Below are 24,645 nucleotides of genomic sequence, written 5' to 3'. Positions count from 1 at the left end.
GTTTATCGCTCAAGCGAACGCAGATATCATTGTTTATGACCCATGGACTCGAAACTGATAAAGACATTGCCCTAGTCCAAAGATAGAAAGTGTGAATATGGCGTTAAGCCTTGCTATCATAGTATTTTCAAAAAATCTTAGTCCAGTGGTTTCACAGCGATTTTTTGTCCTCACGCATCACACTGAAGAAATAGCCAAAGCCGCCTCAAAACTCACCGTTGGCAATAGTTAATACTAAAAAGAGACCTTTGCGTAATTCATAATTTTTCACCTTAATTTCAGTTTGTCTGTTTTTCAAAAATATTTTCTAGAATCTACTGTATTTTTCTCATAAAAATCTTTGATTTATCTAGATTTTATCGCTTTATCTCTCTATTTTTACGCTTTCTCCGTTCATTGGATACAACAATCCCTCAGGTTGCGCATTCGCTTAAAAATATTCATCCCAGTTTTAAGATTATGACTTATGGCAATCAGTTGCGCTCTAGTCTTGTTTCGTTCTAACCCAAGGTATCTTGCCTTGCCTAAACCGTGATGAAGCTTTAGCAAGCCAAAGGTTCGCTCAACAATATAGCGAATAGATGAGCGTTGTTTATTCTCTTGTTTCTGCTCTTTGGTTAAAGGCTTGTTTCTGTAGGCACGGTGCAATATTTTATTGTTTTCTTTACCCAATTTTTCATTATTATTTTTATTGGCATAGGCACTATCAGCAAAGGTCTCTACTTGGCTAAAATAGACAAGATAAAATTGCCAAATACTAAAATAAAATTACTTCAACAACTTTTAGCAAAAGCCATTGGAGAAATAAAGAAAGTCAATAAAGTAAAAGGAATTGATTTTTCAAAAAAAATGCAATCTTTAGTTGAAAAATATAATGAAAGAAAAGAAGATGATGTTTTGCGTAGTGAAGTTTACGAAGAAATGGCGGAACATTTAAGCAATTTAATTTGGGAAGTGCAAAAAGAATTTACTGCAGGGCTTGAGTTGGGAATTGATTTTGAAGAAAAAGCTTTTTATGACATTCTAAAAGAGTTGTGCATTAAATATGACTTTAGTTACCCAGAGGAAAAACTCATTGACTTGGCAAAAGCCGTTAAAAATTTAGTTGACGCTCAAGCTAAATTTCTTGATTGGAATAAGCGGGAAGATATTAAATCAACCTTAAAAGCCGAATTAATCTTATTACTGGATAAACACGATTATCCACCTGTAACACGAGATGAAGTTTACAAGGATATCTTTGAGCAAGCGGAAAACTTTAAGAAAAATATACCCTAATTCAAAAATAGAAAATGCAAATCTGACGCCAACCTTTACCACCACAGCACTTTCTATCTTTGGATTGGGGATATAACAAAAATATACATTCATTATTTATTGTGTTTTGTTTTTCTGGTGATGTTGGCGTAAAAATATTCAAGTAATTCCATGCGAGCGACAAAGAAAAGAGCCTTATTTGTACCTTGTTTATGGTTTAAAATATATTTTGTAAAATTTTACCAATATAACGGGAATGGAATGATGAATAAAAAGATATTAAGTGCGTTATTTTCTTTGTTGTTTATTGCTCAGGCGAATGCAGACATCATTGTTTATGACCCATGGATTCGTTCAGCGCCAGTTAATGCATCTGTTTTAGGGGTATTTATGCAAATTGATAATCAAACTGATAAAGACATTAAGTTACTTTCTGCTTATGCACAGGGGTATCGGCGTGTTGAGATTCATAGGACTGTCAATGATAATGGGCTAATGAAAATGGTTAGGCAATTATTTGCACCTATTCCAGCTAGGGAGAGGTTAATCCTAAAACCAGGTAGTTGGCATATTATGTTGATAAAACCTGAGAAAGTGCCAGACATAGGTAGCACGGTAGCGATTAAGTTAGAATTTGACAATGGTACGGTGCAAACTGTCAATGCACAGGTTAAGAGTGGTAAAAAAATGCATATGAACAATCATGAGCATTAAAAAATCAATTTTAATATCTACTCTGATTGGGTTATTAGCGCTCTCTTTTTATTTTACAATGTCGAATAAAGATTACAAATCTTTGGCGAAGCAACTTAAGGGCTCTTATATTCTTCACAATCTTGATAAACCTTTGCCATTATTTTCTTTAGTTGACCATAATAATAACAAGTTTGACAATAGTCGTTTAGAAGGTCAATGGAGTTTATTGTTGTTTATTTACACCAACTGCCCTGATGTTTGTCCGACAGAACTTTTTGATATGTCTAGGTTGAAACAGATTATTGTTAAAGATAAAAAAATTGATATGCCAAATGTGGTTGCAATCACATTTGACCCTTTAAGAGATACGCCTAAAGTATTGAAAAAATATATCACAAATTTTGACAAAGATTTTATCGGTGTTTCTGGTGAACAGGTGCAAATTGATAGACTTATTAAGCCTTTCGGTACTTATTACGAACGGGTTATTTATGCTGAAAATGGTAAACAAATTATCTTGAAAGCAAATGGAAAATTACCTGAACGAGCAATTAAAGAGGGTTATACCATTAATCACACGGCTTGGATTTATTTGATTAATCCAAAAGGTCAAATTTTTGCAGGATTTCCATCCCCACATAAACCTAGTGATATGGCGAAGGACATTGAACGCATGGTGAATTTTTGAAACATAAGTCCGTTATTATTATTGCACTAGCTATGGTGTTTACGGTTGTCTTATCGGGTTATTTAATCATCAGAGATAGGAACAATGTTGATTATTATATTCAAGTGAACGATTGCCATATAGAGAAGACCTCTTGTCAAGTTACGCTTGACCAATCTAACACGCTTCAAGTTAATATTTCGCCTAAAGGCATACCAGCCAGTGAAAGACTAACGATTTCTGTTGATGCAAAAGGGGATAAACTTGATGAAGTGAGTGTCTTTTTTGAGGCTATTGAAATTGATACCAGTACCCCGCAGTATCGTTTGTATAAAAATGGCAAAAATAGTTTTTCTGGCAGTGGTTTTTTAGCAATATGCACACTTTCAAAGCAAAGTTGGATTGCACATCTGATTGTCAAAAGAGGCAGTGAAACTTGGGAGATATCCTTGCCATTTAAGAAGCAATTAATTAACACCCTAATTCAAAGATAGTAAGGGTTGGCGTCAGATTTGTATTTTCTATTGTTGGGTTAGGGTAATACTAACTCACCCATTAAAGAATTCCCTCTTGCGCCTGTAATTTTCACATCAATGATTTGACCAACTAAAGACTCGGATCCTTTAAAATGCGTATTACGCATATTTTCAGTGCGTCCAAACATATTATCGTCTTTCTTTGCTTTATTTTCCACCAAGACTTTTTGCACGCTGCCAATCATTGATTTTGAGATGACTTCGGTAGATGCGTCAATGGTTTTTTGCATAATCGCTAGGCGCTGTTTTTTTACTGTCATATCTACATCGTCAGCATAACTTGACGCTGGCGTTCCTGGGCGGGCCGAGTAAATAAAACTGAACGATTTATCAAAGACAATAGCATCAACGAGCTTCATTGTATCTGTAAAGTCCTGGTCACTTTCCCCAGGAAAGCCAATAATAAAGTCCGATGAAATTGAAATATCAGGGCGAATTTTACGCAACTTTCTAATCTTAGATTTATACTCAAGTGCTGTATGTCCGCGTTTCATCAACGATAAAATTTTATCTGAGCCACTTTGAATTGGTAGGTGTAAATGCGACACCAACTCAGGTACATCGGCGTAGGCTTGAATGAGACTATCACTGAATTCAACAGGGTGAGAAGTGGTGTAGCGAATCCTATCAATACCATCAATTTGTGCAACGATATTAATCAACAGTGCTAAATCTGCTCCCTCTCCATCGTCCATCTTGCCTTGATAAGCATTGACATTCTGCCCCAACAAATTCACCTCTCGCACCCCCTGATTTGCCAAAACCTGTACTTCTTTAATGACATCATTAAACGGGCGCGACACCTCCTCTCCCCTTGTATAAGGTACAACGCAGAAAGTACAATATTTTGAACAACCTTCCATAATTGATACAAATGCCGTTACCCCGTTCGTCTTTGCTTTAGGTAAATGGTCAAATTTCTCAATTTCAGGAAAGGAAATATCAATGCTTACTTCTTTATCACTCAGCGCATTATTTAGCATCGTTGGTAATCGGTGTAGCGTTTGCGGGCCAAAAATTATATCTACGAACGGTGCGCGTTTGAGAATCAAATCCCCTTCTTGGGATGCTACGCAACCGCCAACGCCAATCACTAAATTTGGATTTTTATCTTTATATTTACGCCAGCGACCGAGCTGGTGGAACAATTTTTCTTGAGCCTTTTCACGAATAGAACAAGTATTTATTAGTAACACATCCGCCTTTTTTTCATCATTCGTCAATGTTAAATTATGAGAGTGCTTTAATACATCCGACATCTTATCAGAGTCGTATTCATTCATTTGACAACCAAAAGTTTTAATAAAAAGTTTGTTCATTCTCTACTTATGAATGTTGATTGTTTGAGTAGGGTAGGCAATTTCTGCTTTATGTCTGGCAATAATATTTGCAATCTCTAATAATATCTGTTGTTTAAGCTGTTGATATTTATCTTTTTCTGTGGTTTTACTAAAGGCGTAAACATTAATATCAAGTGATGATGCATTAAAATAATTAAAATACACGCGTAATGGCTGGGTTTGATCGATTTCTTTGTGCGCTGTTAGCATGGATTCTATTTCTGCAACAATGATAGGCATTTGCGCAATATCGTCATAACGAATACCAATGGTCTCTTTAATTCGACGATTGGTCATCCGTGATGGTGTCTCAATCGGAATGGAGGAAAAAATAGAATTCGGAATATAAATCGGATTTTTACTAAAAGTACGAATACGCGTCATTCGCCACCCAATCTTCTCAACGGTTCCTTCAAACTGATCAGAGCGAATCCAATCCCCTGTTGAAAATGGTCTATCCATCTGTAACATTAACCCGCCAAAGATATTTGAGAGCATATCTTTGGCTGCAAAACCTATCACAATACCACCCACACCGCCAAAAGTTAGTAGACCCGATACCGAAAATCCAAGATGCTGCGCTAAGCCTAACGCAATCCCAATTCCAATTAAAATTTTAGTCAATCGCGAAATCAATCGAATTGAATCGCTGTTTACCTTAGATTTTCTCTTAATCAAATACGCCTCAATCCCAGATACCATACGAATCATTGCCCAAGCCACAATAAAAATCGGCACGATATTAATGTAAGCAATTAGACTCAGAAAAAATTCCAACTCACCTTTAAATAAATCAATTAAGAAGAATACCAGTCCAAACCAAATCATTGTTTTCAATGGCAATGCCACTGCCTCAATCAAATGGTTATCTAATTGATTTTTAGTCTTCTGCGCTTGCTTGACCAATCCTGTTAAAACCATACTCAAAACCACACGCATCACTAATGCTACTACGAGCAAAGCACCTGCGGATTGATGAAGGGTTATATTTTGTAAGAAATCATTCATAGAATTTTATTATCCGTTATTTTAAATATTTAAGAGGGTCAATTGGGGTTTCAAATTTTTTCATTTCAAAGTAAAAATTATTTTTTCCAGTGAGGGCGATGATTTGACCTTTTGTGACTTTGTCACCACTTTGCACTTTTAAGGTTTGGTTTTGGGTGTAGGTGCTATAAAATCCGAGTGCGTGTTTTATGATAATCATTTTTCCGTGTCTTTTTATTTTACCACTGTAAACCACGATACCTTTACGAATGGCGTGAACGGCTTGCCCTGGCTGAGTGGCAATGGTAATACCTTGATTTTTTTTAGAAAAAGATTTGATAACTTTGCCAGTAACGGGGAGTAACTCTTTCTTTCTTTTGATAATTGTTTTATTTGTTAAAGGTTTTTTGTTGATTTTTTTATGAGTTTTTGTAACAGTCTTTTTAGGCTGAACGAGGTTAGGCAGACGATTAGGGCTGATATTTTCCACACTGGTTGATTTATCAATAATAATGACGCGTTTTCTCTGTCCATCAGAAAAGCAGCCAATGAGTGTCGCAGAGATAAAAATAACGGTAAAAAATTTAATGTGTTTTAACATACCAAATTCCTGCTCCAATAACAATAATTAATGCATAGCCCAAGCGGTCAATATATTTTTTTAACCAAATATCACAGATATCACCCAATTTTCTAACCAAAAAAGCAACTAAGAAAAATCGCACGCCTCTGGCGAATAATGATATTAGCACAAAGGGCAAAAACGCCATATTGGCAATACCTGCGCCAACCGTAAATATCTTATAAGGCATTGGTGAAAATCCTGCGATGGCAACAATCCAAATACCGTATTCTTCAAACCATAATTCAATGGCATCTATTTTGTCTAAATAGTTAAGTTTGGCAAGTAAAGGGGTGACAACATCCAATAAAATCGCACCAATATAGTAACCAACCATACCCCCTAAAACTGAAAAAACCGTGCAAATCAGTGCAAATTGATAGGCTTTATTCGGTTTTTTAAGTGCCATCGGTGCAAGCAAAACATCGGGTGGCGGATAAGGCAAGATGAAAGATTCTACAAAACTGATTAAAGCAAGCCAATAGATTGCGTATTTACTCTGCGCCCAATCTAACGCCTTTTGATAAAGTATTGAGAATATTTGCATTGACGCTTATTTTTTAATCATCGGAAAGCCTAATGCTTCACGCGAATCGTAATAAGTTTTTGCCACTTTTTGACTCATTGCACGCACACGACGGATAAAGCGAGCCCTGTCAGTAACACTGATAGCGTGACGAGCATCGAGTAGATTAAATAAGTGCGATGCCTTCATCACTTGTTCGTACGCAGGGTAGGGTAGGGCTTCTTTAATCAGCCTCTGATTCATTGCTTCGGCTTCGTCAAATTGCCTAAATAATATATCGGTATCAGCAATTTCAAAATTATATTTAGACTGCTCCACTTCGTTTTGATGGAAAACATCGCCATAACTAACGCCATCAACCCACACCAAATCGTACACCGAATCCACGCCCTGTAAATACATTGCCAGGCGTTCCAATCCATAAGTCAGTTCGCCTGCTACAGGTTTGCACGGCAATCCACCAACCTGTTGGAAGTAGGTAAATTGTGATACTTCCATTCCATTTAACCAAACTTCCCAACCTAAACCCCAAGCGCCCAAAGTCGGTGATTCCCAGTTATCCTCCACAAAGCGTACATCGTGTTTTTTTAAATCAATACCAATTTCTGCTAAAGATTCTAAATATAAATCTTGAATATCTTTCGGCGATGGCTTTAGAATCACCTGAAACTGATAATAATGTTGTAGGCGGTTCGGGTTCTCGCCATAACGCCCATCTGTCGGACGACGAGATGGTTGGACATATGCCGCCTTCCAGGGCTCAGGTCCAATTGCCCGCAAAAAAGTCGCTGGGTGAAAAGTCCCTGCACCCATCTCCATATCAAAGGGCTGTAATAAAGTACAGCCTTTAGATGCCCAAAAAGATTGTAGTTTTAAGATTAAATTTTGGAATGAAACAGTTGCATCCAAGTTTAACATGGTTAAGTCGCTAGAAAATAATAGAATATTTTACCGTAAACTACTGCCTCAATAGTTTTAAACCTTGAATAGATTTTTTACTAAATTCTGAATCGTTTGATTTTATTACCTTATTAAGCCAATATTTTGCACGATCAATATTATTTGCATTAGCCTTTCCTTGTGCGTAAATAATACCTAATAGATATTGGGCGTAAACATAGCCTTTTTTTTTGCAGCTGGCTCGTACCAATCAAAAATAATTTGACAATCTTTTTTAATTGAGGTGCTACCAAGGCAAGATGGTGCCAAACTACCTGTTTCTTCAAAGCGTTTTAACGCCCAAATTTGTATGTTTGTTAATTTAGAGTTTGATTTTTTTGGCTTTGCTAGCCTTTCAGCCTCTAATCTAGCCAATCTTTCAGTTTTTAGTTTGGCCAATCTTTCAACTTCTAAATCTGTAAAAAATGTTGGCTGCAGTAATATCATTTCTTTTTTTGCGAGACTTACACCGTTCTCAAATGATTTTTAAACCACTCGAACGATACTTCATCGTCTCTCCTGACACCTTTTCCAAGTTTGTACAGCCTTGCAATATTATATTGGGCAATACCATCTTCTGCGTTAGCCAAGGGTAGCCACTCTAAAAATGCAGATCTGTAGTCTGAATTTTTATAGTCATTCATACCTTCCAAAAACCCTGAATAAACAAAACTGGACAAACTCAAATGAAGTAAAAATATAATTTTTTTCATTGAAACTCTCTGATAATTAAATAAAAGTTGCTAAAGTTTAAGTGTTTTTTTTTATTTTTGTCAAGTAGGCGGTATTTAATACTTATAACTTTCAGACTTGAATGGACCTTGGCTAGGTACATTGATATAGTCAGCTTGTTCGTTGGTGAGTTTGGTGATGACACCGCCAAAACCTGCAACCATATCAGCTGCAACTTCTTCATCAAGTTTTTTTGGTAAGACTTCGACATAGATATTGCCACCATGAGTGGCAAATTTTTTGTCAAATAGATACATTTGTGCCAATACCTGGTTGGCGAATGAGCCGTCCATAATACGACTTGGGTGACCTGTAGCGTTACCTAAGTTGACCAAGCGACCTTCGGATAATAAAACGATGTAGTCGTCCTTGTCAGCACTTCTATTAACGCGGTGAACTTGAGGTTTGACTTCATCCCAAGACCAATTGTCACGCATAAATTGAGTGTCAATTTCGTTGTCAAAGTGACCAATGTTACAAACGACAGAACCTCGCTTAATCATTTGCAACATTGCAGAGTCACAGACATTGTAGTTGCCTGTAGTAGTAACGATTAAATCGGTGGTGGCTAATAAACGCTTGTTAATGTCATTGGTTTTGCCTGTATTGTTACCTTGCTTGTAAGGAGAAACGATTTCAAAACCGTCCATACATGCTTGCATTGCGCAGATAGGGTCTATTTCACTGATTTTAACAATCATACCTTCTTGGCGCAGTGATTGCGCTGAGCCTTTACCGACATCACCATAGCCAATAACTAAGGCTTTTTTGCCTGCCATTAGCATATCTGTGCCGCGTTTGATTGCATCGTTAAGCGAGTGTCGACAGCCGTATTTGTTGTCATTTTTTGACTTGGTGACGGAGTCGTTAACATTGATGGCAGGAACTTTAAGCTCGTTCTTTTCCATCATTTCAATCAAACGGTGAACACCTGTTGTGGTTTCTTCACTAATGCCGTGAATATTTTTTAGCATTTCAGGGTATTTTTCGTGCAACATCTGAGTTAAATCGCCACCATCATCTAACACCATATTTGCATCCCAAGATTTGCCATTAGACAAAATAGTTTGTTCAATACACCACAAAAATTCTTCTTCCGTCTCGCCTTTCCAGGCAAAAGTAGGGATATCCGCAGCCACCATTGCCGCTGCCGCATGGTCTTGTGTTGAGAATATATTACATGATGACCAGCGAACTTGTGCACCTAAATCCACTAAAGTTTCCATTAAAACTGCTGTTTGAATAGTCATATGAATACAGCCTAAAATTTTTGCCCCTTTCAAGGGTTTTTTAACGCTGTATTTAGTTCTTAATGCCATTAATGCTGGCATTTCTTTCTCTGCTAATTCAATTTCCTTACGACCGAAATCAGCCAAATCCATATTAGCAACTTTATAGTCATTATTTGTTATTGTATTGTTCATTTTATTCTCCAATAATAATTTATTTTAGTAAATGTATGCGGTCGGTTTTTTCCCAACTGATGGCATCTTCGGTGCGGCCAAAATGTCCATAGCTTGCAGTTTGTTGATAAATAGGACGCTTTAACGCTAGCATTGTAATTAAACCCTTGGGGCGTAAGTCAAAATGCTCTCTCACCAAACTTTCAATTTCTGTATCTGAAATTTTTCCTGTGTTAAAAGTTTCAACACTGATTGAGGTCGGTTCAGCTATACCAATCGCATAAGAAACTTGGATTTCACAGCGGTCTGCTAAACCTGCAGCAACGATATTTTTTGCCACATAGCGGGCTGCATACGCAGCTGAACGGTCAACTTTTGATGGGTCTTTACCCGAAAATGCACCGCCACCGTGTCGCGCCATACCGCCATAAGTATCAACGATAATTTTACGACCCGTCAAACCTGCATCACCGACAGGTCCACCGATAATGAAGGCACCTGTTGGATTGATATGATATTTTGTGTCGTCATTAAGCCATTCGCTTGGCAAAATCGGCTTAATTATTTCTTCACGAACAGCTTCGATTAAATCATTTTGAGAAATATTTTCATCGTGCTGCGTGGATAAAACTATTGCATCAATGCCAATGATTTTGTTGCCTTCATAAATACAAGAAACTTGTGATTTTGCATCAGGACGCAACCACGGCAATGTACCATTTTTCATTAATTCCGCTTGTTTTTGCACCAAACGATGTGCGTATAAAATTGGCGCAGGCATTAAAGCATCTGTCGCATTACAGGCATAACCAAACATTAAACCTTGATCACCTGCACCTTGCTCGTGGTCTGTAAATTCATTAACACCTTGTGCGATTTCAGGGGATTGTCTACCCAATAAATTGGTGATTGTGCAAGTGTCTCCGGTGAAACCGTATTCGTCTTTGGTGTAGCCAATTTCGTTAATGGTGTTACGCACGATTTGGTCGTAATCCACTTCAGCAGAAGTGGTAATCTCGCCTGCCAAAACAACATCATTGTCTTTTACCAAAGTTTCGCAAGCAACGCGTGCGTTTTTGTCTTGCGTTAAAATGGCGTCTAATATTGCGTCAGAGATTTGGTCGCAAACTTTATCAGGATGTCCGGCTGAAACGGACTCAGAAGTGAAAATCATGTTTTTTCTCCTTTTAAAACATAAAAAACCCACAAAGCGTGGGTTTCTCTTATAGAAGAAATCCTGCTTTAGCTTGTTTTGGTTACTCTAAGGTAACAACGCTGGCAATCGGGGCAAATCAGCGTATATATGCACATTATATCAGAAGCAATTCTGATGGAAAACTTATTTTTATTCCAGACTTATTTTTAGAGCAAGTGCACCAATAAAAGGTGCAATCATAGTACTCATTACTAAAATTGCCCCCAAAAAATATAATTGAGCATCAATTTCTAATCCTGCTTGTGCTTGCGAAACAGCAGAGGAGGTAAAAATTAAAATAGGTATGTATAAAGGTAAGATTAATAATGATAATAGCATCCCTGAATTTTTAATGCTAACAATCAACGATGCACCAATTGCACCAATCAAGCTCAGGCTTGGTGTAGCAAGTAGTAAGGTCAGCATCATTACCTTAATACTTTCGCCATCAAGGAATAATAAAGTACCAAGCAATGGAGAAAGTAAAATAATTGGCACACCTGTCAATAGCCAATGTGCGGTAATTTTTGATAAAATTAATAAGGGTAACGAGTGATGAGAAATCACCATTTGTTCGAGTACACCATTGTCAAAATCATTATGAAACAGGGTGTTAAGCGATAACAGCACTGCCAGCATACTGGACACCCAAATAATACCTGCAGCGATTTGGGACAAGGTTGATGCCTCCGGGCTGATTGCCAAGGGGAATAGTGAAATAGCAATGATAAAAAATAACAACGGATTTAAAACACTGGATGAATTGCGTAAGGCAGAGCGTAAATCGCGCGTGAAGGTTTGTAGATAGATATTCATAACGCCAACAGCTTTTGATTTTTCAATGCAGAAGCTTGGTGGGTGGTAAATAAACACATTCCACCTTGTTGACAATGCTGTTCAATATGCATCTCAACCATCTTTACTCCTTGTGGGTCTAAGGCGGTGAAAGGCTCATCTAGCAACCAAACTTTCGCCTTAGAAAGTACCAAGCTTGCCAAAGCGACACGGCGTTTTTGCCCCGCGGAAAGTTGCCCGCAAAGTTCGTTTTTATAACCCGATAAACCTACTTTTTCAAGTGCAATAATCAATGCTTGTTCTTTGTTAGTTGATTGATTTAGAGCAGTTAAAAATTGCAGATTTTCAAGACAAGTCAACTCGTTACTTAACGCAGGTAAATGCCCTAAATAAAAAACAGCGCTTTGGTAGATTTCTGATTTAACTGCATTATCACCTAAATGAATTGTACCTTTTTCTTGTACATTGAGACCAGCAAGAATTTTTAACAACGAGGTTTTGCCACTTCCATTTGTACCTGTGACACGCAAGATATCGCCAGAATTGAGCGTTAAAGAAACATCGCTAAACAAGAGGTTGTAACCTCGTTGGCAACTTACATTGTTAAGTTTGAGTGATGACACAGGGCAGCGTGGGACTTACTCCCCAGTTATTTCCTTCATCAATAGCAGACCCTCTTCTTTTGTTTTTGATTTCTCTTTGTTAAGGCGTTCGGCTTGTTTTATTTGTTCTTTTTTTGTCATTTTTGGCAAAGAACGAATGCCATCAGTATTGATATTAGTCAATTTGTCCGCTGTAAAAGTCAAAATTAAACGATAGTTGATGATTTCTCCCGAACCCAGTGTTGTGTAGTGAATGTAGTTCCATTGATTGTTGTGAAATGGATCGAGAATGCTTGGTTGACCAATAATATCCTGAACTTGGCGTTTTGACATCCCTGTTTTTAATTGATTAATGGCGAAGCGTGTGAGTACAGAGCCTTGACGCACATCGGCTTTATAAGGTTTAATGGAGGGGATACTCGGTAGTGACAAGTCGGGCATATCTGGGATGTATTTTGAGATACCGCAAGCACCTAGAAATGAAGATAAAAATATAATTGAGAGTAATTTGTTCATTTTTATTGGTTAAAATAAATTAAATGATTAATTTTACATCAAGGAAGGCATAATGGACGCACAAGATTTAAAAAGTGCAGGGCTTAAAATCACACTACCAAGATTAAAGATTTTAGAAATTTTAGAAACCAGCGAGAACCATCATATGAGCGCCGAGGATATTTATCGTACATTAATTATGCAGGGCAAAGAAGTAGGTGTTGCAACGGTTTATCGTGTTCTTACGCAGTTTGAAGAATCTGGAATGATTAATAAACTCAACTTTGACAATGGGCAAAGTGTGTTTGAATTATCTAATTCAGAGCATCACGACCACCTAGTTTGTGTGAAATGTGGCAAGATTGATGAGTTTTCTGACGAAGTAATTGAACGGCATCAGCACGAAGTTGCTAAAAAATACGGTTACCAACTCACTGACCATTGTCTCTATTTGTACGGTCTGTGTAAAGATTGTCAATAATGGAGGGTTTTATTTTAAGGGCGGTACTTGCTGCTGTTGGCATCTCAATCATCGCAGGCTCACTCGGCTGTTTTGTGATTTGGAAACGCATGAGTTATTTCTCAGACTCCATTTCACATTCCGCCTTATTAGGCGTGTCTTTGGGCTTGGTAAGTGGCTTGGGTTTACATTTTGGCTTGATTGTTGTTGGTATAACATTCGCCATACTCATCGTCATTTTGCAACAGCGACAATTTCTATCTAATGACGCTATTCTTGGTATTTTTTCTCATATTTCTTTATCACTAGGTATCGTTATTTTAGCGTTAGTCGGTGGTGCAAACACCGATTATTTTTCCCTACTGTTTGGCGATATTCTTTCTATCAGCAATCAAGATATTATTTGGATTTATGCTATTCTTATCTTAGTCGGTACACTGCTCATTACCTTTTGGCAGCGCCTGCTATTACTAACGCTTAACGAGGATTTAGGTGTCGCAAGCGGACTCAACAAAATTTTATATCAAATTTTGTTTATGTTAATGATTGCTCTTACCGTCTCTGTTTCTGTGCAAATTGTCGGTGTATTGCTGATTACCTCACTACTTATTATTCCACCCGCCATTGCTAGAGTATTTTCCAACAGCCCTGCACAAATGGTGTTATTTTCAATCCTCACCTCTATCATCGCCGTTATTATTGGTCTTAGTGGCTCAATGTACTATGATATTGCCACTGGACCAACTATCGTTATTGCACTCGGTGCGTTATTTATCACTTCGCAGGTTTTACCTACTCAATCCAGAGTATAAGTTAAATGCTACGATTAGCAAACTAAATCATAGCATCTTATAACACACACAGAAAAATTTAACTTAAAGCGTCGTTGAGTTCGCTGAGTTGGCTGGTTTGTTGTTCTACAATTAATGGTTCAATGATGGATTCTAGATCACCCTCCATAATTTCGGCAAGTTTATAAAGGGTTAGGTTGATACGGTGGTCGGTGATTCGGCCTTGGGGGTAGTTGTAAGTGCGAATGCGTTGGGAGCGGTCACCACTGCCGACCAGTTGTTTGCGGGTTGAGGCTTGTTCTTTTGCTTGTTCTTGTTGTTGGGAATCTAGGATTCTTGATGCCAATACCGACATTGCTTGCGCTTTGTTTTTGTGTTGACTGCGCCCATCTTGACATTCCACCACAGTACCGGTGGGGATGTGGGTAACGCGCACGGCGGAGTCGGTTTTATTGACATGCTGACCGCCTGCACCACTGGCACGAAAAGTATCGACGCGGACATCACTCATATTAATGTTGATTTCATCAATGTTTTCCACCTCTGGCATGATAGCAACGGTGCAAGCAGAAGTGTGAACACGACCTTGGCTTTCAGTTTCTGGGACGCGCTGGACACGGTGGGCGCCAGATTCAAATTTGAGTTTTGAATACACATCGGTGCCACCGATGCGGGCAATAATTTCTTTGTAACCACCGTGTTCGCCGTTGTTTGAGCTCATTATTTCAAGTTGCCATTTTTGTTTTTCGACATAGCGAGCATACATTTTAAATAAATCACCTGAAAAAATGGAGGCTTCGTCGCCACCGGTGCCGGCACGGATTTCGATAATAATGTTGCGAGCGTCGTTCGGGTCTTTTGGTAATAGCGATTTTTTCAATTCTAAGTCTAATCGTTCCAAGGTTTCTTTGCTGTCAGCAATTTCTTCTTTTGCCATCGCACGCATTTCCTCATCGTCTTCCAATAGCATGGCTTCAGCGGCTTTAAGATCTGCTTCGGCACGGGTATATTCAGAAAATTGCTCGCTGACGGGTGTTAATTGTGCATGTTCGATGGACAATTCTCGGAATTTATTTTGATCAGCGGACACCAGAGGGTCACTCAACATAACGCCGATTTCTTCAAGTCGCATTGAGAGTTGTTCGAGTTTGGTTTTAATAGAATCGTTCATAATTATTCACTCTTTGGTATGCAATCTTGACATTTGGCGAGTTGCGATGCATCGGCTTGCTTGATATTGTTGGAGGGCGCATGTAATAACTTATTGGTCAATTGGTCGGCTAATTTTTGGATAATGACACTGGCATCCCCCCCTTTACTTAGTTGTTTAAGGGCATATTTGACAGCCATTTCTTTGGTTTTGTAGGCATTTTGACGATAAGTTTGCACCACTTGTTCGTTAGGCAAGGTTTCTAACCAAAGGTTGAATTTTTTGCCTTGGGTGTTGATGATTTCTTGTGCTAATACCTTTTCATTTTGTCGGTTGTCAATGTTATCACTGACGACTTGTTGCAAATCATCGATGGTGTATAAAAACACATCTTCAAGTTGCGCAACTTCGGGCTCAATGTCGCGTGGAATGGCAATGTCAAGCATAAACATAGGTTTGTGTTTACGCAGTTTTAATGCACTTTCGATTAAGCCTTTACCGATGATTGGCACAGAGGCGGCAGTGGAGGAAATAATAATATCTGCCTCATGAACAACGGATGAAAACTGCTTTAAACTGATGGATCTTGCGTTGTACAAATCGGCAATTTTCTTGGCATTTTCAATCGTACGATTGGCAACAATCATTTTTCTGACACCTTGTCGGTTAAGGTGTTGGGCGCAGAGTTCAATCATTTCACCAGCACCAATAAGCATAACAGTTTGCTCGGATAAGTCGGTGAATATTTTTTCGCTGAGCTTAACAGCGCAGTAGGCGATAGAAACGGGGGACGAGCCAATTTTAGTGTCGGTTCTGACTTTTTTTGCGGTTGAAAATGCGTGTTGGAATACTTTTTCTAATAATTTACTGAGTGTATTTGCATCTTTAGCGGCATGGTAAGCATCTTTGAGTTGCCCTAAAATTTGTGGCTCACCCAAGACCAAGGAGTCTAAGCCAGTTGCAACTTGGCAAATGTGTTCAATGGCTTTATCGTCTTCAAAATAAACTAAATAAGGACTAAGTTCTGTCTGGTTGATGTTGTGTGCACTGGCTAGATAGTTGCTCAATATGTCTTTGCCATTGTCGCCGTCAATGATAGCGTAAACTTCGGCACGATTGCAAGTGGATAAAATCGCACAGGCTTGTACACCGTCAATGGCGTTGAATTTTGCCAATGAATCTATCAATTGATTAGGTGCGAACGCCACTTTTTCACGCACTGAAACAGGCGCGAGTTGGTGGTTGACACTTAAAATCGAGATGTGAGACATGACCAATAAATACAAAAATTAAATGCGCAATTATACCCTAAGCGCGTGATTTGCCATTACAATACACAACCATGAAAACACCCGTGTTGTTATTGTTAATCAGTCTTTTATCCGCCTGCTCAACAGTATCGGAGCGCATGGAAAATCTACCCTATTCACAGAGTATTCCAAAGGCGTGGGCAATAGCAGGGCGGCTTAGTGCGACAATTGATGGTAAAACGGAATCGGTGAGCTTTGAGTTGCAACAACAAAGGGGGTTTTATCAATTAATATTGACAGGCACACTTGGTTTTGGACAAAGGAAGGTTGAGCAAACACAACGAGGGTTATTGGTGGACGGTAAGTTAATGGGGTTATCATTGCAAGAATGGATGGTGGCTGAGTTGGGCTGGTATTTTCCAGTGGCAAAATTAGAGCAATTGGTGTTTATGCACGACCTGAAAAATGCAAAATATTGGCAGATGAAAGTGTCTAAATATCAAGAGATTAATGGGGTTGCTTATCCAAAAATTGTGCGCTTTAAAAATACAGTGCGAACGGTTAAAATCAAGTTACTACTAAGAGAAATTAATCGGTTAAAATGAACGGCATATGATAGAAGAAGATTCCTTAGTTAGCGGAGAAAGTCAAGAGCACGAAGAAATCGTGATGACTTCGGTGCGCCCCGATACTTTGGACGAATATATTGGGCAAAAAGAGGTTAAATCGCAAATGGCGTTGTTTATTAAGGCGGCAAAAAAGCGAGGCGATGTGTTGGACCATTGTTTGATTTATGGACCGCCTGGTCTGGGTAAAACGACTTTGGCGAATGTGATTGCAAATCAGATGGGGGCAGGGCTTAAAATCACTTCTGGACCTGTGCTAGAGCGTTCGGGAGATTTGGCGGCAATGTTGACCAAACTCGAGCCTTATGATGTGTTGTTTATTGATGAGATTCATCGCTTGAACCCTGTGGTAGAGGAGATTTTATACCCAGCGTTAGAAGATTTTAAGCTTGATATTATGGTGGGCGATGGCGTTGCGGCACATTCTGTGCAGTTGGATTTGCCGCCGTTTACACTGATTGGCGCAACGACGAGGGCAGGTATGTTGACTTCACCGTTGCGCGATAGATTTGGTATTGTGCAACGATTGCAGTTTTACGAACAGCAGGATTTACAGAAAATTGTGACGCGTTCTGCGGATATTTTGGGGATTGAAATTCAGAATGAAGGCGCATTAGAAATTGCCAAACGCTCTCGTGGCACGCCGAGAATTGCCAATCGTTTGTTACGCCGAGTGCGGGATTTTGCTGATGTGAAAACCAATGGTATCATTCATCAACAGATTGCCCGTGAGGCGTTAATGGCGTTGAAAGTTGACGAGTTGGGTTTAGAGCAATTGGACAGAGAATACTTATCAATGATTACGCAGAAATTTGGTGGTGGTCCGGTTGGATTGGATACCATTGCCACGGCGATTGGTGAGGAACGCGGGACTTTGGAAGATATGGTTGAGCCATATTTGATACAGCAAGGATTTATCATGCGTACGCCACGGGGTCGTAGTGCGACCAATTTGGCGTATGCACATTTAGGGTTAGCGAATCCAAATCCTGTTAAACCCGATTTATTTAATGAGTAAGATTAGCGTTAGGGTTTACTACGAAGACACAGACAGTGGTGGCGTGGTTTATTATGCTAATTATTTAAAATTTATCGAGCGCAGTCGTAGTGAATACTTGCGTGATTTAGGCTTTGAACAGGACGACTTGACTGTCAATCATAACACTATTTTTGCTGTTCGTTCACTCAATGCGCAGTATCGCGCCCCTGCAAAATTCAATGATTTATTAACGGTGCAAACTAACATTGAAAAAGTGGGTCATGCGAGTCTGACTTTTTTGCAAAAAATTATGCATTCGAGTAAAAAAACGGTATTATTTAAGGCGCAAATAACTATAGCGTGTTTGCATGCAGATAATTTTAAACCTTGTGGCATTCCGAGCCTTATTTTGGAGAAAGTAAATGGATGATAGTATAAGTATTATTGGGCTGATTGTTGGTGCTGATTTGGTTGTGCAGTTGATAATGTTGATTTTAGTGGTAATGAGTGTGTATTCTTGGACCGTTATCTTGTCGAAAAAGAAAATTTTGATAGATTCGAAAAACGATATTAAGGCTTTTTCCAATTGTTTTTCAATCGGTCATAATCTAGAAGAGCTAAAATCTCAGATACCAAATAAAGGTGTGATGGCGAGTATTTTTACTTCGGGTTACGAAGAATTTACCCGTTCGCAATCGGACAGCAATCAAGCAAATTCTGAGCGCGCTTATCGTTTAATGAACGCCACTTTCAATGAGGAAGTTGACCGCTTAGATAGTGGTTTGAGTATCTTAGCGATGATTGCATCTTCTAGTCCTTATATCGGCTTATTTGGAACGGTGTGGGGGATTATGCATTCATTCATCGGCTTGGCATCAGTCAAGCAGGCAAGTATTGCTGTGGTTGCACCAGGCATTGCCGAAGCGCTGATTGCCACAGCGTTTGGTTTATTTGCAGCAATTCCAGCAACGATGGCTTACAATCGATTGTCTTCTCAAATTGGGGAGATTTCTAATAAATACGATGCTTTTGTTGAGAAGGTGTTTGTTGAGTTTCAAAGACAGCAATGATTACTTTGCCAAAACGCACTAGAAGGGATGTTGATACACACATTAATATTGTGCCATATATTGATGTGATGCTGGTGTTGTTGGTGATTTTTATGATGACTACGCCAATTATTGAGCAGGGTATTGAAGTGGATTTGCCGAGTGGTAATAGTAAATCGGTTGATTTTAGCGAACAAGAGCCGAGCATTATCACTATTAATCGTGATGGTGAATATTTTATTAACTCTATGACTGGAGACAAACCTGAGCGTTTATCAGCAGGTAAAATCGCCGCACGCGTACAAGCTAGAATGCAAATTTTCCCAACGATGAAGGTGTTTGTCAGGGGGGATCGCGAAGTGGCATATGGCGCAGTGATTGCGTTAATGTCTTTTCTGCAAAAAAATGGTGTCGGTAAAATAGGTATTGTTACCGAGTCGTCAGAATAACATGGATTTTATTAAAAATATCAGGTTGCCTAAAATTGCACAACGCCACCCTGTGGCGTTTTCTGTGGCAATTGCACTGCATCTTTTAATATTAATTGGTTTATTTTTTTCCAATATTCAGCGTTTGGAAGAAGTAAAGAGCCAAGTTAAAAAAACCACGACTGAATTTATTCCTAAAGCCATGACTATTGATTTAAGTGAAATTAAAAAAGAAAAAAAACGCTTAGTCGATATACAAAAAAAGAAAGCGGCAAAGATAAAGTATGAAGAAAAGCGTTTGAGAAAATTAGAGGATGAGCGTTACAAAAAACAAAGAAAAATCAATCAATTAAAAGCCAAAGCAAAAAAAGAAAAAAAGGCGAAGAAAATAGCAGAGAAAAAACGCAAAGCAGCAGAAAAGAAAGCTAAAGATGCCGAAAGAAAAGTTAAGGACACTGAAAAAAAACGAAAAATAGCAGATAAAAAATTTAAAGAAGAACAAAAAAAATACGATCTTATTAAACAGGCCGAATTTAAAAAAGAACAAGAGAGGAAGCTTGCTCAAGCGCAAATTATCAATGAACTTAAGTTAAATTATATTAATCAAATTGCTTCTAGGGTCCGCAAACAATGGCGATATGAGGGAGGCAAGGATGATTGGGGTTGTGAGGTATATATTGCACAAGATAAAGACGGCAAGGTTCAAAGTGTTAATTTAAAATCTTGCAATATTGATAATAATAGCAAGGTAAAATCCTTTAAAAATGCAATTAAACGCGCAGTTATGAAAGCATCCCCATTGCCCTCTGCGCCAGATAAAAGTGTATTTGACCGTGAAGTAATATTCCATTTCAGAGTAAATTAATGATAGATTTAGCACAAATTACCAATAAGCAAAAAAACCAACTAACCTTTCGTTTGATGCAAGTGATGGAGAATTGGAAATTAGAAGATGTCGATCAACTGGCTTTATTGGGATTAACTGACACTTTAAAACCGAGGCATCTATATCTATACAGAAGAGGCGATAAGGCTTTTGATTTTGACCAATCTGTAATAAATCGTAGCGAAATGATTATGGGTATTCACGAGGCATTAGGGACGACTTATCCAACTAATCGTGAATATGCCAGCATTTGGTTAAAGCGTTCGGTGAAAAAATTTAAACAAAAAGCACCGCTAGAATTAATGCTAAGTGGTGAAACAGGCATGAAGCGCGTTTGGCATTTTTTAGACTGTACGCAAGGCTGGAGGGATTAATGACACATTCAATTGAATTTCAAGCTTGTGATGAGGTTATCTATACCTTAAAAATATCAGGAAAAACGACGCTTAAATTACACGATGAAGTGGTTGGTTTAATTGAGGCGGGCAAAGGTAAATTTAGGTGTGCCCCTGTTATTTTAGAGATTAAAGACACACATTTTCAGGCGAATGAATTGGCCGTATTGGTGGAGATTTTGGCACAAAATCAGGTAGTTGTTATCGGTGTTCGTTCTTCTATACAGGAATTGCTTGATTTTGCAAAATTTACAGGGTTGGCAGTATTTGATGGGCCGTCTGTGGCATCAAAAATAGAGCCAACTAAAGTACAAAAAGTAATCCAAAATATTGCCGAAAAAAACACAATGCCTAAAATTATTGTAGGCGATGTTACTTCGTCAGAACAAGTTCTGGCAAAGGATGGTGACTTAGCGTTAATGGGTACAGTTGAAGAGGGTGCAGATGTCATTGCACAAGGTTCTATTACTACTTATAAGGCGATGAAAGGTAATGCCTTTGCAGGTGTTGACGGTGATACGGAAGCAACGATTGTTATCCAGTCTTTTGATGCACAATTGGTCTCAATTGCAGGCGTGTATAAGCAATTTAACACCGTACCGAATAAGTTACAATCGCAACCTGTGCGCGTCAGTTTGAAAAATGGAAAATTAAAATTTAAAACGCTTTGAAAACTAAAAAAATATAATGAATACAAACGATTTTTTACTAGAATTAGGCACCGAAGAGTTGCCGCCAAAAGCATTAAGGCAGTTATCAAAAGCGTTAACAGATAATTTGACTGAGCAGTTTGACGAGTTGAAATTGTCGTATGTTAAAGTTGAGTCGTATGCCACGCCACGCCGTTTAGCAGTTTTAGTCAGTGATTTGCAATTACAACAAGCAGACCAAATAATTGAACGAAAAGGTCCATCAGTTAATGCACCTGACCAAGCAGTGAGTGGCTTTGCAAAATCTTGTGGGGTGGATAAATCAGAGTTAACACAAAAAGATTTTGGTGGTTCAGATTACTATTTTTTCAGTAAAGAACAAAAGGGTTTAAATACATACGATTTGTTGGAAAATATTGTTGATACAGCAATTAAAAAAATCCCAATTACCCGTGCAATGCGTTGGGGTGATTTGGACTTTAATTTTGTGCGTCCAGTGCATTGGCTGATAATAATGTTAGGTGCGCAGGTTGTTCCAGCAACGATAATGGGTTTAACTTCGGGTAACAAAACTCGCGGTATGCGTTTTACAGGTGAGCAAGAATTTACCATTGCCAACGCCAAAGACTATCAAAAAACTTTGATGGAGAAGGCGCAGATTGAAGTTAATTTTGACACCCGAAAAGCCACTATTCGTGAGCAAGTGAACCAAGTGGCAAGTGACAATAATGCAACTGCTGTGATTGACGAATCATTATTAGACGAGGTTTGCGCACTGGTGGAATACCCTTGTGCATTTTCAGGTGTTTTTGACGAAAGATTTTTAGCGGTGCCAGAAGAAGCCTTGATTTCTGCAATGAAATCACATCAAAAATATTTTCATATGGTGAACAACAAGGGTAAATTATTACCTGCCTTTATTTCGGTTGCTAATATTGAATCCAGTGATTTATCGGTGATTATTGACGGTAACGAGCGCGTTATTAGACCACGATTAACCGATTCAGAATTCTTTTGGGAGCAAGATAAATCAGCAACTTTAGAATCTCGCCTTGTAAAATTAAACAGCGTCCTATTTATGAAATCATTGGGCTCTATGGGTGACAAAGCCAAACGCATTAAGTCGTTGGCAGCTTATATTGCTGATGTCATTGGTGCGAATAAAGAACACGCTGCCCGTGCAGGGCTATTGGCAAAAACCGATTTAGTCACTGATATGGTGGGTGAGTTTGCCGACTTGCAAGGGGTGATGGGTGGTTATTATGCCAAAAATGACAATGAAGATTCTGCTGTTGCAAATGCAATTAGTGAACACTATTACCCAAGGTTTGCAGGCGATTCACTGCCCTCTACAAAAGAGGGTTTGTGTGTGGCAATCGCCGATAAAGTGGATACCATTACCGGTATTTACGGCATTGGGCAAGGACCAACAGGCTCAAAAGACCCGTATGCATTACGCAGAATGGCATTGGGTTTGTTGAGGATAATGGTAGAAGGTGCGTTGAAACTTGATTTGAAAGCCTTAATTGCATACTCGTTAGATTTACACGCGACTGAAGTGAATAGAGAAACTGCGGGTGATATCTATAAATTTATAATGGATAGATTGCGTGTTTACTATAAAGAGAAAAAAGTCAGCGGCAATGCCTTTGAGGCGGTGTTAGCCGTCAGCCCTAAGTCGCCATATGACTTTCATTTGCGTGTTGAAGCGTTGAATGACTTCTCTCAGAACACGGCATCAGCAAGTTTAATCGAAGCAAATAAGCGCATTGCTAACATCTTAAAAGGCAATGATGTTTCTCTTGAAATTGATCAATCAGTATTGGTTGAAGAAGCAGAAAAATCCTTATATCAAGCAACTAGTAAAGTGGCAGAACGAAACGCCACTTCAACAAATTACACGGCTAATATGCACGAATTAATTACCCTTAAAGACGCTGTTGATACTTTTTTTGACGATGTGATGGTCAATGCTGATGATACAGATTTAAAACAAGCGCGTTTAAACCTAATCAATTGGGTGCGCTCATTGTTCTTAGCGATTGCTGATGTTTCATATTTGTCAAAATAATGATTGATTTTATCAAAAATTTATTGATTGAATATGAAGATATAATGATAATGCTAGGTATTATCTCAGCCCTCATTTTCATCGTTAGTTTATTAATGATGCCGTGGTTATTAGGCAAAGTACCTGTTGATTATTTTGCGCCCAATAAACCACATAAAATCGAAATTAAAAATGCCTGGCAGTTAATACTTCTCATTATTAAAAACCTATTTGGATTTACCTTGTTACTCGCCGGTATTATTATGCTTATCACTCCAGGCCAGGGTATTGTCTCAATCTTATTGGGATTATTCTTAATGGAGTTTCCTGGTAAGCGCACTCTAGAGTTTAAACTCATCAACAACGAAACCACTTTTAAAACCCTTAATTGGCTACGGAGCAAGACGAACAAGCCGCCTTTTGAAAGATAATGATAAAAATGTATGGCATTAAAAACTGTGATGCCGTTAAAAAAGCACAGAAATTCCTAACAGCACAAGGTGTTAATTTTGAATTTATTGATTTTCGCCAAAACCCGATTGACGAACAAACCTTGCAAAGTTTTATTAAGGTGTTAGGCTGGGAAAAGGTTATCAATAAACGCTCAACCACTTATCGTAATTTTAGCGATACTGAGAAGCAAAATATCTCGTTGGCGTTAACATTAAAAAACCCAACACTTATCAAGCGCCCTATTCTAGTAGTAGAGGGTGATATTGAGGCTGGGTTTAGTGAAGAGAGTTATCGGCGTTTCATTTAATTTGTTTCTTTAGCGACTTCTTCGCGGACTTTATCCATATCTAAGGTTTGTGCTTTTTTAACAACAGCTTCTAAATCAGCACCTGCCATCGCACCTGGCTGAGAGAAAATCGCGATTTGTTCCCTGAAAATCATCAAAGTTGGAATGGAACGAATTTGGTATTGACCTGCTAACGCCTGTTCATCTTCGGTATTGATTTTAGCAAAAACTACATCAGTGACTTTGTTAGAGACCTCTTCATAAGTCGGTGCAAACTGCTTGCAAGGACCACACCACGGTGCCCAAAAATCTAAAACAACAATATCATTTTCTTGGATTGTTTTGTCAAAATTCTCTTGGTTTAATTCCAATACTGCCATAATTTTCTCCCTACTGTAAA

The 24,645-nt window shown here is 38.5% G+C and carries 33 protein-coding genes and 1 pseudogene; 18 read left to right on the top strand and 16 right to left on the bottom strand.

Features of this window, described 5'->3' with window-relative positions:
* The first annotated feature begins 91 nt into the window (after positions 1 to 91).
* Positions 92 to 232 (top strand): hypothetical protein, encoded by a 141-nt coding sequence (locus BSEPE_RS08040; protein ID WP_157059390.1) that lies wholly within the window; start codon positions 92 to 94, stop codon positions 230 to 232.
* A 161-nt stretch (positions 233 to 393) separates the two neighbouring features.
* Here BSEPE_RS08040 and BSEPE_RS05585 read toward each other — a convergent pair whose 3' ends face one another.
* On the bottom strand, positions 394 to 756 hold the full coding sequence (locus BSEPE_RS05585) for a transposase (protein WP_083502987.1): 363 nt from the start codon (positions 754 to 756) through the stop codon (positions 394 to 396).
* Here BSEPE_RS05585 and BSEPE_RS05580 point away from each other — a divergent pair.
* The 4 genes and pseudogenes from BSEPE_RS05580 to BSEPE_RS05565 form a co-directional block, all read left to right on the top strand.
* A pseudogene (locus BSEPE_RS05580) lies at positions 721 to 1,278 on the top strand (type I restriction enzyme endonuclease domain-containing protein); the annotation flags it as partial. The gene BSEPE_RS05585 and the pseudogene BSEPE_RS05580 sit on opposite strands and share 36 nt — an antisense overlap.
* 243 nt (positions 1,279 to 1,521) lie before the next feature.
* On the top strand, positions 1,522 to 1,971 hold the full coding sequence (locus BSEPE_RS05575; protein ID WP_066046131.1) for a copper chaperone PCu(A)C: 450 nt from the start codon (positions 1,522 to 1,524) through the stop codon (positions 1,969 to 1,971).
* Positions 1,961 to 2,641: an SCO family protein gene (locus tag BSEPE_RS05570; RefSeq protein ID WP_066044952.1), complete on the top strand. Its 681-nt coding sequence runs from the start codon at positions 1,961 to 1,963 to the stop codon at positions 2,639 to 2,641. The genes BSEPE_RS05575 and BSEPE_RS05570 overlap by 11 nt, the downstream gene beginning before the upstream one ends.
* Positions 2,638 to 3,114, top strand: a complete 477-nt coding sequence (locus BSEPE_RS05565) for a hypothetical protein (RefSeq protein WP_066044950.1) — start codon at positions 2,638 to 2,640, stop codon at positions 3,112 to 3,114. The genes BSEPE_RS05570 and BSEPE_RS05565 overlap by 4 nt, the downstream gene beginning before the upstream one ends.
* A 38-nt stretch (positions 3,115 to 3,152) precedes the next feature.
* Here BSEPE_RS05565 and miaB read toward each other — a convergent pair whose 3' ends face one another.
* The 12 genes from miaB to BSEPE_RS05505 form a co-directional block, all read right to left on the bottom strand.
* Positions 3,153 to 4,475 carry a tRNA (N6-isopentenyl adenosine(37)-C2)-methylthiotransferase MiaB gene (gene miaB, locus BSEPE_RS05560; protein ID WP_066044948.1) on the bottom strand — a complete coding sequence of 441 codons (1,323 nt, stop codon included), beginning with the start codon at positions 4,473 to 4,475 and terminating at the stop codon, positions 3,153 to 3,155.
* Between the two features lie 3 nt (positions 4,476 to 4,478).
* Positions 4,479 to 5,504 carry a mechanosensitive ion channel family protein gene (locus tag BSEPE_RS05555; protein WP_066044946.1) on the bottom strand — a complete coding sequence of 342 codons (1,026 nt, stop codon included), beginning with the start codon at positions 5,502 to 5,504 and terminating at the stop codon, positions 4,479 to 4,481.
* Positions 5,505 to 5,520: 16 nt separating this feature from the next.
* Positions 5,521 to 6,084, bottom strand: a complete 564-nt coding sequence (locus BSEPE_RS05550; protein WP_066044944.1) for a murein hydrolase activator EnvC family protein — start codon at positions 6,082 to 6,084, stop codon at positions 5,521 to 5,523.
* Positions 6,068 to 6,652: a YqaA family protein gene (locus BSEPE_RS05545; RefSeq protein WP_066044942.1), complete on the bottom strand. Its 585-nt coding sequence runs from the start codon at positions 6,650 to 6,652 to the stop codon at positions 6,068 to 6,070. Before BSEPE_RS05545 ends, BSEPE_RS05550 begins: the two co-directional genes overlap by 17 nt.
* Positions 6,653 to 6,658: 6 nt before the next feature.
* A complete protein-coding gene (gene glyQ, locus BSEPE_RS05540; RefSeq protein WP_066044939.1) occupies positions 6,659 to 7,549 on the bottom strand; it encodes a glycine--tRNA ligase subunit alpha in 891 nt (296 codons plus the stop codon).
* A gap of 177 nt (positions 7,550 to 7,726) precedes the next feature.
* Positions 7,727 to 8,017, bottom strand: coding sequence for a hypothetical protein (locus BSEPE_RS05535; protein WP_066044937.1), 291 nt, complete (start codon positions 8,015 to 8,017; stop codon positions 7,727 to 7,729).
* Positions 8,018 to 8,034: 17 nt separating this feature from the next.
* Positions 8,035 to 8,283: a sel1 repeat family protein gene (locus tag BSEPE_RS05530; protein ID WP_066044935.1), complete on the bottom strand. Its 249-nt coding sequence runs from the start codon at positions 8,281 to 8,283 to the stop codon at positions 8,035 to 8,037.
* Between the two features lie 75 nt (positions 8,284 to 8,358).
* Positions 8,359 to 9,726: an adenosylhomocysteinase gene (gene ahcY, locus BSEPE_RS05525; RefSeq protein WP_066044933.1), complete on the bottom strand. Its 1,368-nt coding sequence runs from the start codon at positions 9,724 to 9,726 to the stop codon at positions 8,359 to 8,361.
* Positions 9,727 to 9,745: 19 nt separating this feature from the next.
* Positions 9,746 to 10,879: a methionine adenosyltransferase gene (gene metK / locus BSEPE_RS05520; RefSeq protein WP_066044931.1), complete on the bottom strand. Its 1,134-nt coding sequence runs from the start codon at positions 10,877 to 10,879 to the stop codon at positions 9,746 to 9,748.
* Between the two features lie 171 nt (positions 10,880 to 11,050).
* The gene (gene ccmB, locus BSEPE_RS05515) at positions 11,051 to 11,716 is read right to left on the bottom strand and encodes a heme exporter protein CcmB (RefSeq protein WP_066044928.1); all 666 of its coding nucleotides are present in this window, start codon (positions 11,714 to 11,716) and stop codon (positions 11,051 to 11,053) included.
* The gene (gene ccmA / locus BSEPE_RS05510) at positions 11,713 to 12,318 is read right to left on the bottom strand and encodes a cytochrome c biogenesis heme-transporting ATPase CcmA (protein ID WP_066044926.1); all 606 of its coding nucleotides are present in this window, start codon (positions 12,316 to 12,318) and stop codon (positions 11,713 to 11,715) included. The genes ccmB and ccmA overlap by 4 nt, the downstream gene beginning before the upstream one ends.
* A 15-nt stretch (positions 12,319 to 12,333) precedes the next feature.
* Positions 12,334 to 12,813, bottom strand: a complete 480-nt coding sequence (locus tag BSEPE_RS05505) for an outer membrane protein assembly factor BamE (RefSeq protein WP_066044924.1) — start codon at positions 12,811 to 12,813, stop codon at positions 12,334 to 12,336.
* 52 nt (positions 12,814 to 12,865) lie between these two features.
* Between BSEPE_RS05505 and fur the strand changes: the two genes are divergently transcribed.
* Positions 12,866 to 13,273, top strand: a complete 408-nt coding sequence (gene fur, locus BSEPE_RS05500; protein ID WP_066044922.1) for a ferric iron uptake transcriptional regulator — start codon at positions 12,866 to 12,868, stop codon at positions 13,271 to 13,273.
* Positions 13,273 to 14,064 (top strand): metal ABC transporter permease, encoded by a 792-nt coding sequence (locus BSEPE_RS05495; RefSeq protein ID WP_066044920.1) that lies wholly within the window; start codon positions 13,273 to 13,275, stop codon positions 14,062 to 14,064. The genes fur and BSEPE_RS05495 overlap by 1 nt, the downstream gene beginning before the upstream one ends.
* A gap of 58 nt (positions 14,065 to 14,122) precedes the next feature.
* Here the strand turns inward: BSEPE_RS05495 and prfA are convergent, their stop codons facing one another.
* Positions 14,123 to 15,214, bottom strand: a complete 1,092-nt coding sequence (gene prfA / locus BSEPE_RS05490) for a peptide chain release factor 1 (RefSeq protein WP_066044918.1) — start codon at positions 15,212 to 15,214, stop codon at positions 14,123 to 14,125.
* A gap of 2 nt (positions 15,215 to 15,216) precedes the next feature.
* Entirely contained in the window at positions 15,217 to 16,464 is a 1,248-nt protein-coding gene (gene hemA / locus BSEPE_RS05485) for a glutamyl-tRNA reductase (RefSeq protein ID WP_066044916.1), read from the bottom strand.
* Positions 16,465 to 16,535: 71 nt separating this feature from the next.
* Here hemA and BSEPE_RS05480 point away from each other — a divergent pair, with 71 nt between their 5' ends.
* The 11 genes from BSEPE_RS05480 to BSEPE_RS05430 are packed head-to-tail and all read left to right on the top strand — an operon-like array spanning position 16,536 to position 24,266.
* Entirely contained in the window at positions 16,536 to 17,048 is a 513-nt protein-coding gene (locus tag BSEPE_RS05480; RefSeq protein ID WP_083502986.1) for a lipoprotein insertase outer membrane protein LolB, read from the top strand.
* A 7-nt stretch (positions 17,049 to 17,055) separates the two neighbouring features.
* On the top strand, positions 17,056 to 18,087 hold the full coding sequence (gene ruvB, locus BSEPE_RS05475; protein ID WP_066044911.1) for a Holliday junction branch migration DNA helicase RuvB: 1,032 nt from the start codon (positions 17,056 to 17,058) through the stop codon (positions 18,085 to 18,087).
* Positions 18,080 to 18,478, top strand: coding sequence for a tol-pal system-associated acyl-CoA thioesterase (ybgC, locus tag BSEPE_RS05470; protein ID WP_066044909.1), 399 nt, complete (start codon positions 18,080 to 18,082; stop codon positions 18,476 to 18,478). The genes ruvB and ybgC overlap by 8 nt, the downstream gene beginning before the upstream one ends.
* The gene (gene tolQ / locus BSEPE_RS05465; RefSeq protein ID WP_066044906.1) at positions 18,471 to 19,118 is read left to right on the top strand and encodes a protein TolQ; all 648 of its coding nucleotides are present in this window, start codon (positions 18,471 to 18,473) and stop codon (positions 19,116 to 19,118) included. The genes ybgC and tolQ overlap by 8 nt, the downstream gene beginning before the upstream one ends.
* Positions 19,115 to 19,546 (top strand): protein TolR, encoded by a 432-nt coding sequence (gene tolR / locus BSEPE_RS05460; RefSeq protein ID WP_066044904.1) that lies wholly within the window; start codon positions 19,115 to 19,117, stop codon positions 19,544 to 19,546. Before tolQ ends, tolR begins: the two co-directional genes overlap by 4 nt.
* A gap of 1 nt (position 19,547) precedes the next feature.
* Entirely contained in the window at positions 19,548 to 20,390 is an 843-nt protein-coding gene (locus BSEPE_RS05455) for a TonB C-terminal domain-containing protein (protein WP_066044902.1), read from the top strand.
* Positions 20,390 to 20,785 carry an antitoxin Xre/MbcA/ParS toxin-binding domain-containing protein gene (locus BSEPE_RS05450; protein WP_231893485.1) on the top strand — a complete coding sequence of 132 codons (396 nt, stop codon included), beginning with the start codon at positions 20,390 to 20,392 and terminating at the stop codon, positions 20,783 to 20,785. The genes BSEPE_RS05455 and BSEPE_RS05450 overlap by 1 nt, the downstream gene beginning before the upstream one ends.
* A complete protein-coding gene (gene minC / locus BSEPE_RS05445; RefSeq protein WP_066044900.1) occupies positions 20,785 to 21,477 on the top strand; it encodes a septum site-determining protein MinC in 693 nt (230 codons plus the stop codon). The genes BSEPE_RS05450 and minC overlap by 1 nt, the downstream gene beginning before the upstream one ends.
* 16 nt (positions 21,478 to 21,493) lie before the next feature.
* Positions 21,494 to 23,527: a glycine--tRNA ligase subunit beta gene (gene glyS / locus BSEPE_RS05440; RefSeq protein ID WP_066044898.1), complete on the top strand. Its 2,034-nt coding sequence runs from the start codon at positions 21,494 to 21,496 to the stop codon at positions 23,525 to 23,527.
* Positions 23,527 to 23,937, top strand: a complete 411-nt coding sequence (locus BSEPE_RS05435) for a PGPGW domain-containing protein (protein ID WP_066044895.1) — start codon at positions 23,527 to 23,529, stop codon at positions 23,935 to 23,937. Before glyS ends, BSEPE_RS05435 begins: the two co-directional genes overlap by 1 nt.
* A complete protein-coding gene (locus tag BSEPE_RS05430) occupies positions 23,937 to 24,266 on the top strand; it encodes a Spx/MgsR family RNA polymerase-binding regulatory protein (RefSeq protein WP_066044894.1) in 330 nt (109 codons plus the stop codon). The genes BSEPE_RS05435 and BSEPE_RS05430 overlap by 1 nt, the downstream gene beginning before the upstream one ends.
* Here BSEPE_RS05430 and trxA read toward each other — a convergent pair.
* A complete protein-coding gene (gene trxA / locus BSEPE_RS05425) occupies positions 24,263 to 24,625 on the bottom strand; it encodes a thioredoxin (RefSeq protein ID WP_066044890.1) in 363 nt (120 codons plus the stop codon). The genes BSEPE_RS05430 and trxA overlap by 4 nt on opposite strands.
* Positions 24,626 to 24,645: the final 20 nt, after the last annotated feature.

It is taken from the genome of endosymbiont of Bathymodiolus septemdierum str. Myojin knoll (genome assembly GCF_001547755.1).
Taxonomy (GTDB): domain Bacteria; phylum Pseudomonadota; class Gammaproteobacteria; order PS1; family Pseudothioglobaceae; genus Thiodubiliella.
The sequence above is the reverse complement of the archived record's forward strand: the minus strand, read 5'-3'. Positions and strand labels throughout refer to the sequence as shown.

Excerpts from the sequence above, each read along its gene's own strand:
- BSEPE_RS05575 (WP_066046131.1), top strand. The coding sequence starts at position 1,522 with ATGAATAAAAAGATATTAAGTGCGTTATTTTCTTTGTTGTTTATTGCT.
- BSEPE_RS05570 (WP_066044952.1), top strand. The coding sequence starts at position 1,961 with ATGAGCATTAAAAAATCAATTTTAATATCTACTCTGATTGGGTTATTA.
- miaB (WP_066044948.1), bottom strand. The coding sequence starts at position 4,475 with ATGAACAAACTTTTTATTAAAACTTTTGGTTGTCAAATGAATGAATAC.
- BSEPE_RS05555 (WP_066044946.1), bottom strand. The coding sequence starts at position 5,504 with ATGAATGATTTCTTACAAAATATAACCCTTCATCAATCCGCAGGTGCT.
- BSEPE_RS05550 (WP_066044944.1), bottom strand. The coding sequence starts at position 6,084 with ATGTTAAAACACATTAAATTTTTTACCGTTATTTTTATCTCTGCGACA.
- BSEPE_RS05545 (WP_066044942.1), bottom strand. The coding sequence starts at position 6,652 with ATGCAAATATTCTCAATACTTTATCAAAAGGCGTTAGATTGGGCGCAG.
- glyQ (WP_066044939.1), bottom strand. The coding sequence starts at position 7,549 with ATGTTAAACTTGGATGCAACTGTTTCATTCCAAAATTTAATCTTAAAA.
- BSEPE_RS05535 (WP_066044937.1), bottom strand. The coding sequence starts at position 8,017 with ATGATATTACTGCAGCCAACATTTTTTACAGATTTAGAAGTTGAAAGA.
- BSEPE_RS05530 (WP_066044935.1), bottom strand. The coding sequence starts at position 8,283 with ATGAAAAAAATTATATTTTTACTTCATTTGAGTTTGTCCAGTTTTGTT.
- ahcY (WP_066044933.1), bottom strand. The coding sequence starts at position 9,726 with ATGAACAATACAATAACAAATAATGACTATAAAGTTGCTAATATGGAT.
- metK (WP_066044931.1), bottom strand. The coding sequence starts at position 10,879 with ATGATTTTCACTTCTGAGTCCGTTTCAGCCGGACATCCTGATAAAGTT.
- ccmB (WP_066044928.1), bottom strand. The coding sequence starts at position 11,716 with ATGAATATCTATCTACAAACCTTCACGCGCGATTTACGCTCTGCCTTA.
- BSEPE_RS05505 (WP_066044924.1), bottom strand. The coding sequence starts at position 12,813 with ATGAACAAATTACTCTCAATTATATTTTTATCTTCATTTCTAGGTGCT.
- fur (WP_066044922.1), top strand. The coding sequence starts at position 12,866 with ATGGACGCACAAGATTTAAAAAGTGCAGGGCTTAAAATCACACTACCA.
- BSEPE_RS05495 (WP_066044920.1), top strand. The coding sequence starts at position 13,273 with ATGGAGGGTTTTATTTTAAGGGCGGTACTTGCTGCTGTTGGCATCTCA.
- prfA (WP_066044918.1), bottom strand. The coding sequence starts at position 15,214 with ATGAACGATTCTATTAAAACCAAACTCGAACAACTCTCAATGCGACTT.
- hemA (WP_066044916.1), bottom strand. The coding sequence starts at position 16,464 with ATGTCTCACATCTCGATTTTAAGTGTCAACCACCAACTCGCGCCTGTT.
- BSEPE_RS05480 (WP_083502986.1), top strand. The coding sequence starts at position 16,536 with ATGAAAACACCCGTGTTGTTATTGTTAATCAGTCTTTTATCCGCCTGC.
- ruvB (WP_066044911.1), top strand. The coding sequence starts at position 17,056 with ATGATAGAAGAAGATTCCTTAGTTAGCGGAGAAAGTCAAGAGCACGAA.
- ybgC (WP_066044909.1), top strand. The coding sequence starts at position 18,080 with ATGAGTAAGATTAGCGTTAGGGTTTACTACGAAGACACAGACAGTGGT.
- tolQ (WP_066044906.1), top strand. The coding sequence starts at position 18,471 with ATGGATGATAGTATAAGTATTATTGGGCTGATTGTTGGTGCTGATTTG.
- tolR (WP_066044904.1), top strand. The coding sequence starts at position 19,115 with ATGATTACTTTGCCAAAACGCACTAGAAGGGATGTTGATACACACATT.
- BSEPE_RS05455 (WP_066044902.1), top strand. The coding sequence starts at position 19,548 with ATGGATTTTATTAAAAATATCAGGTTGCCTAAAATTGCACAACGCCAC.
- BSEPE_RS05450 (WP_231893485.1), top strand. The coding sequence starts at position 20,390 with ATGATAGATTTAGCACAAATTACCAATAAGCAAAAAAACCAACTAACC.
- minC (WP_066044900.1), top strand. The coding sequence starts at position 20,785 with ATGACACATTCAATTGAATTTCAAGCTTGTGATGAGGTTATCTATACC.
- glyS (WP_066044898.1), top strand. The coding sequence starts at position 21,494 with ATGAATACAAACGATTTTTTACTAGAATTAGGCACCGAAGAGTTGCCG.
- BSEPE_RS05435 (WP_066044895.1), top strand. The coding sequence starts at position 23,527 with ATGATTGATTTTATCAAAAATTTATTGATTGAATATGAAGATATAATG.
- BSEPE_RS05430 (WP_066044894.1), top strand. The coding sequence starts at position 23,937 with ATGATAAAAATGTATGGCATTAAAAACTGTGATGCCGTTAAAAAAGCA.
- trxA (WP_066044890.1), bottom strand. The coding sequence starts at position 24,625 with ATGGCAGTATTGGAATTAAACCAAGAGAATTTTGACAAAACAATCCAA.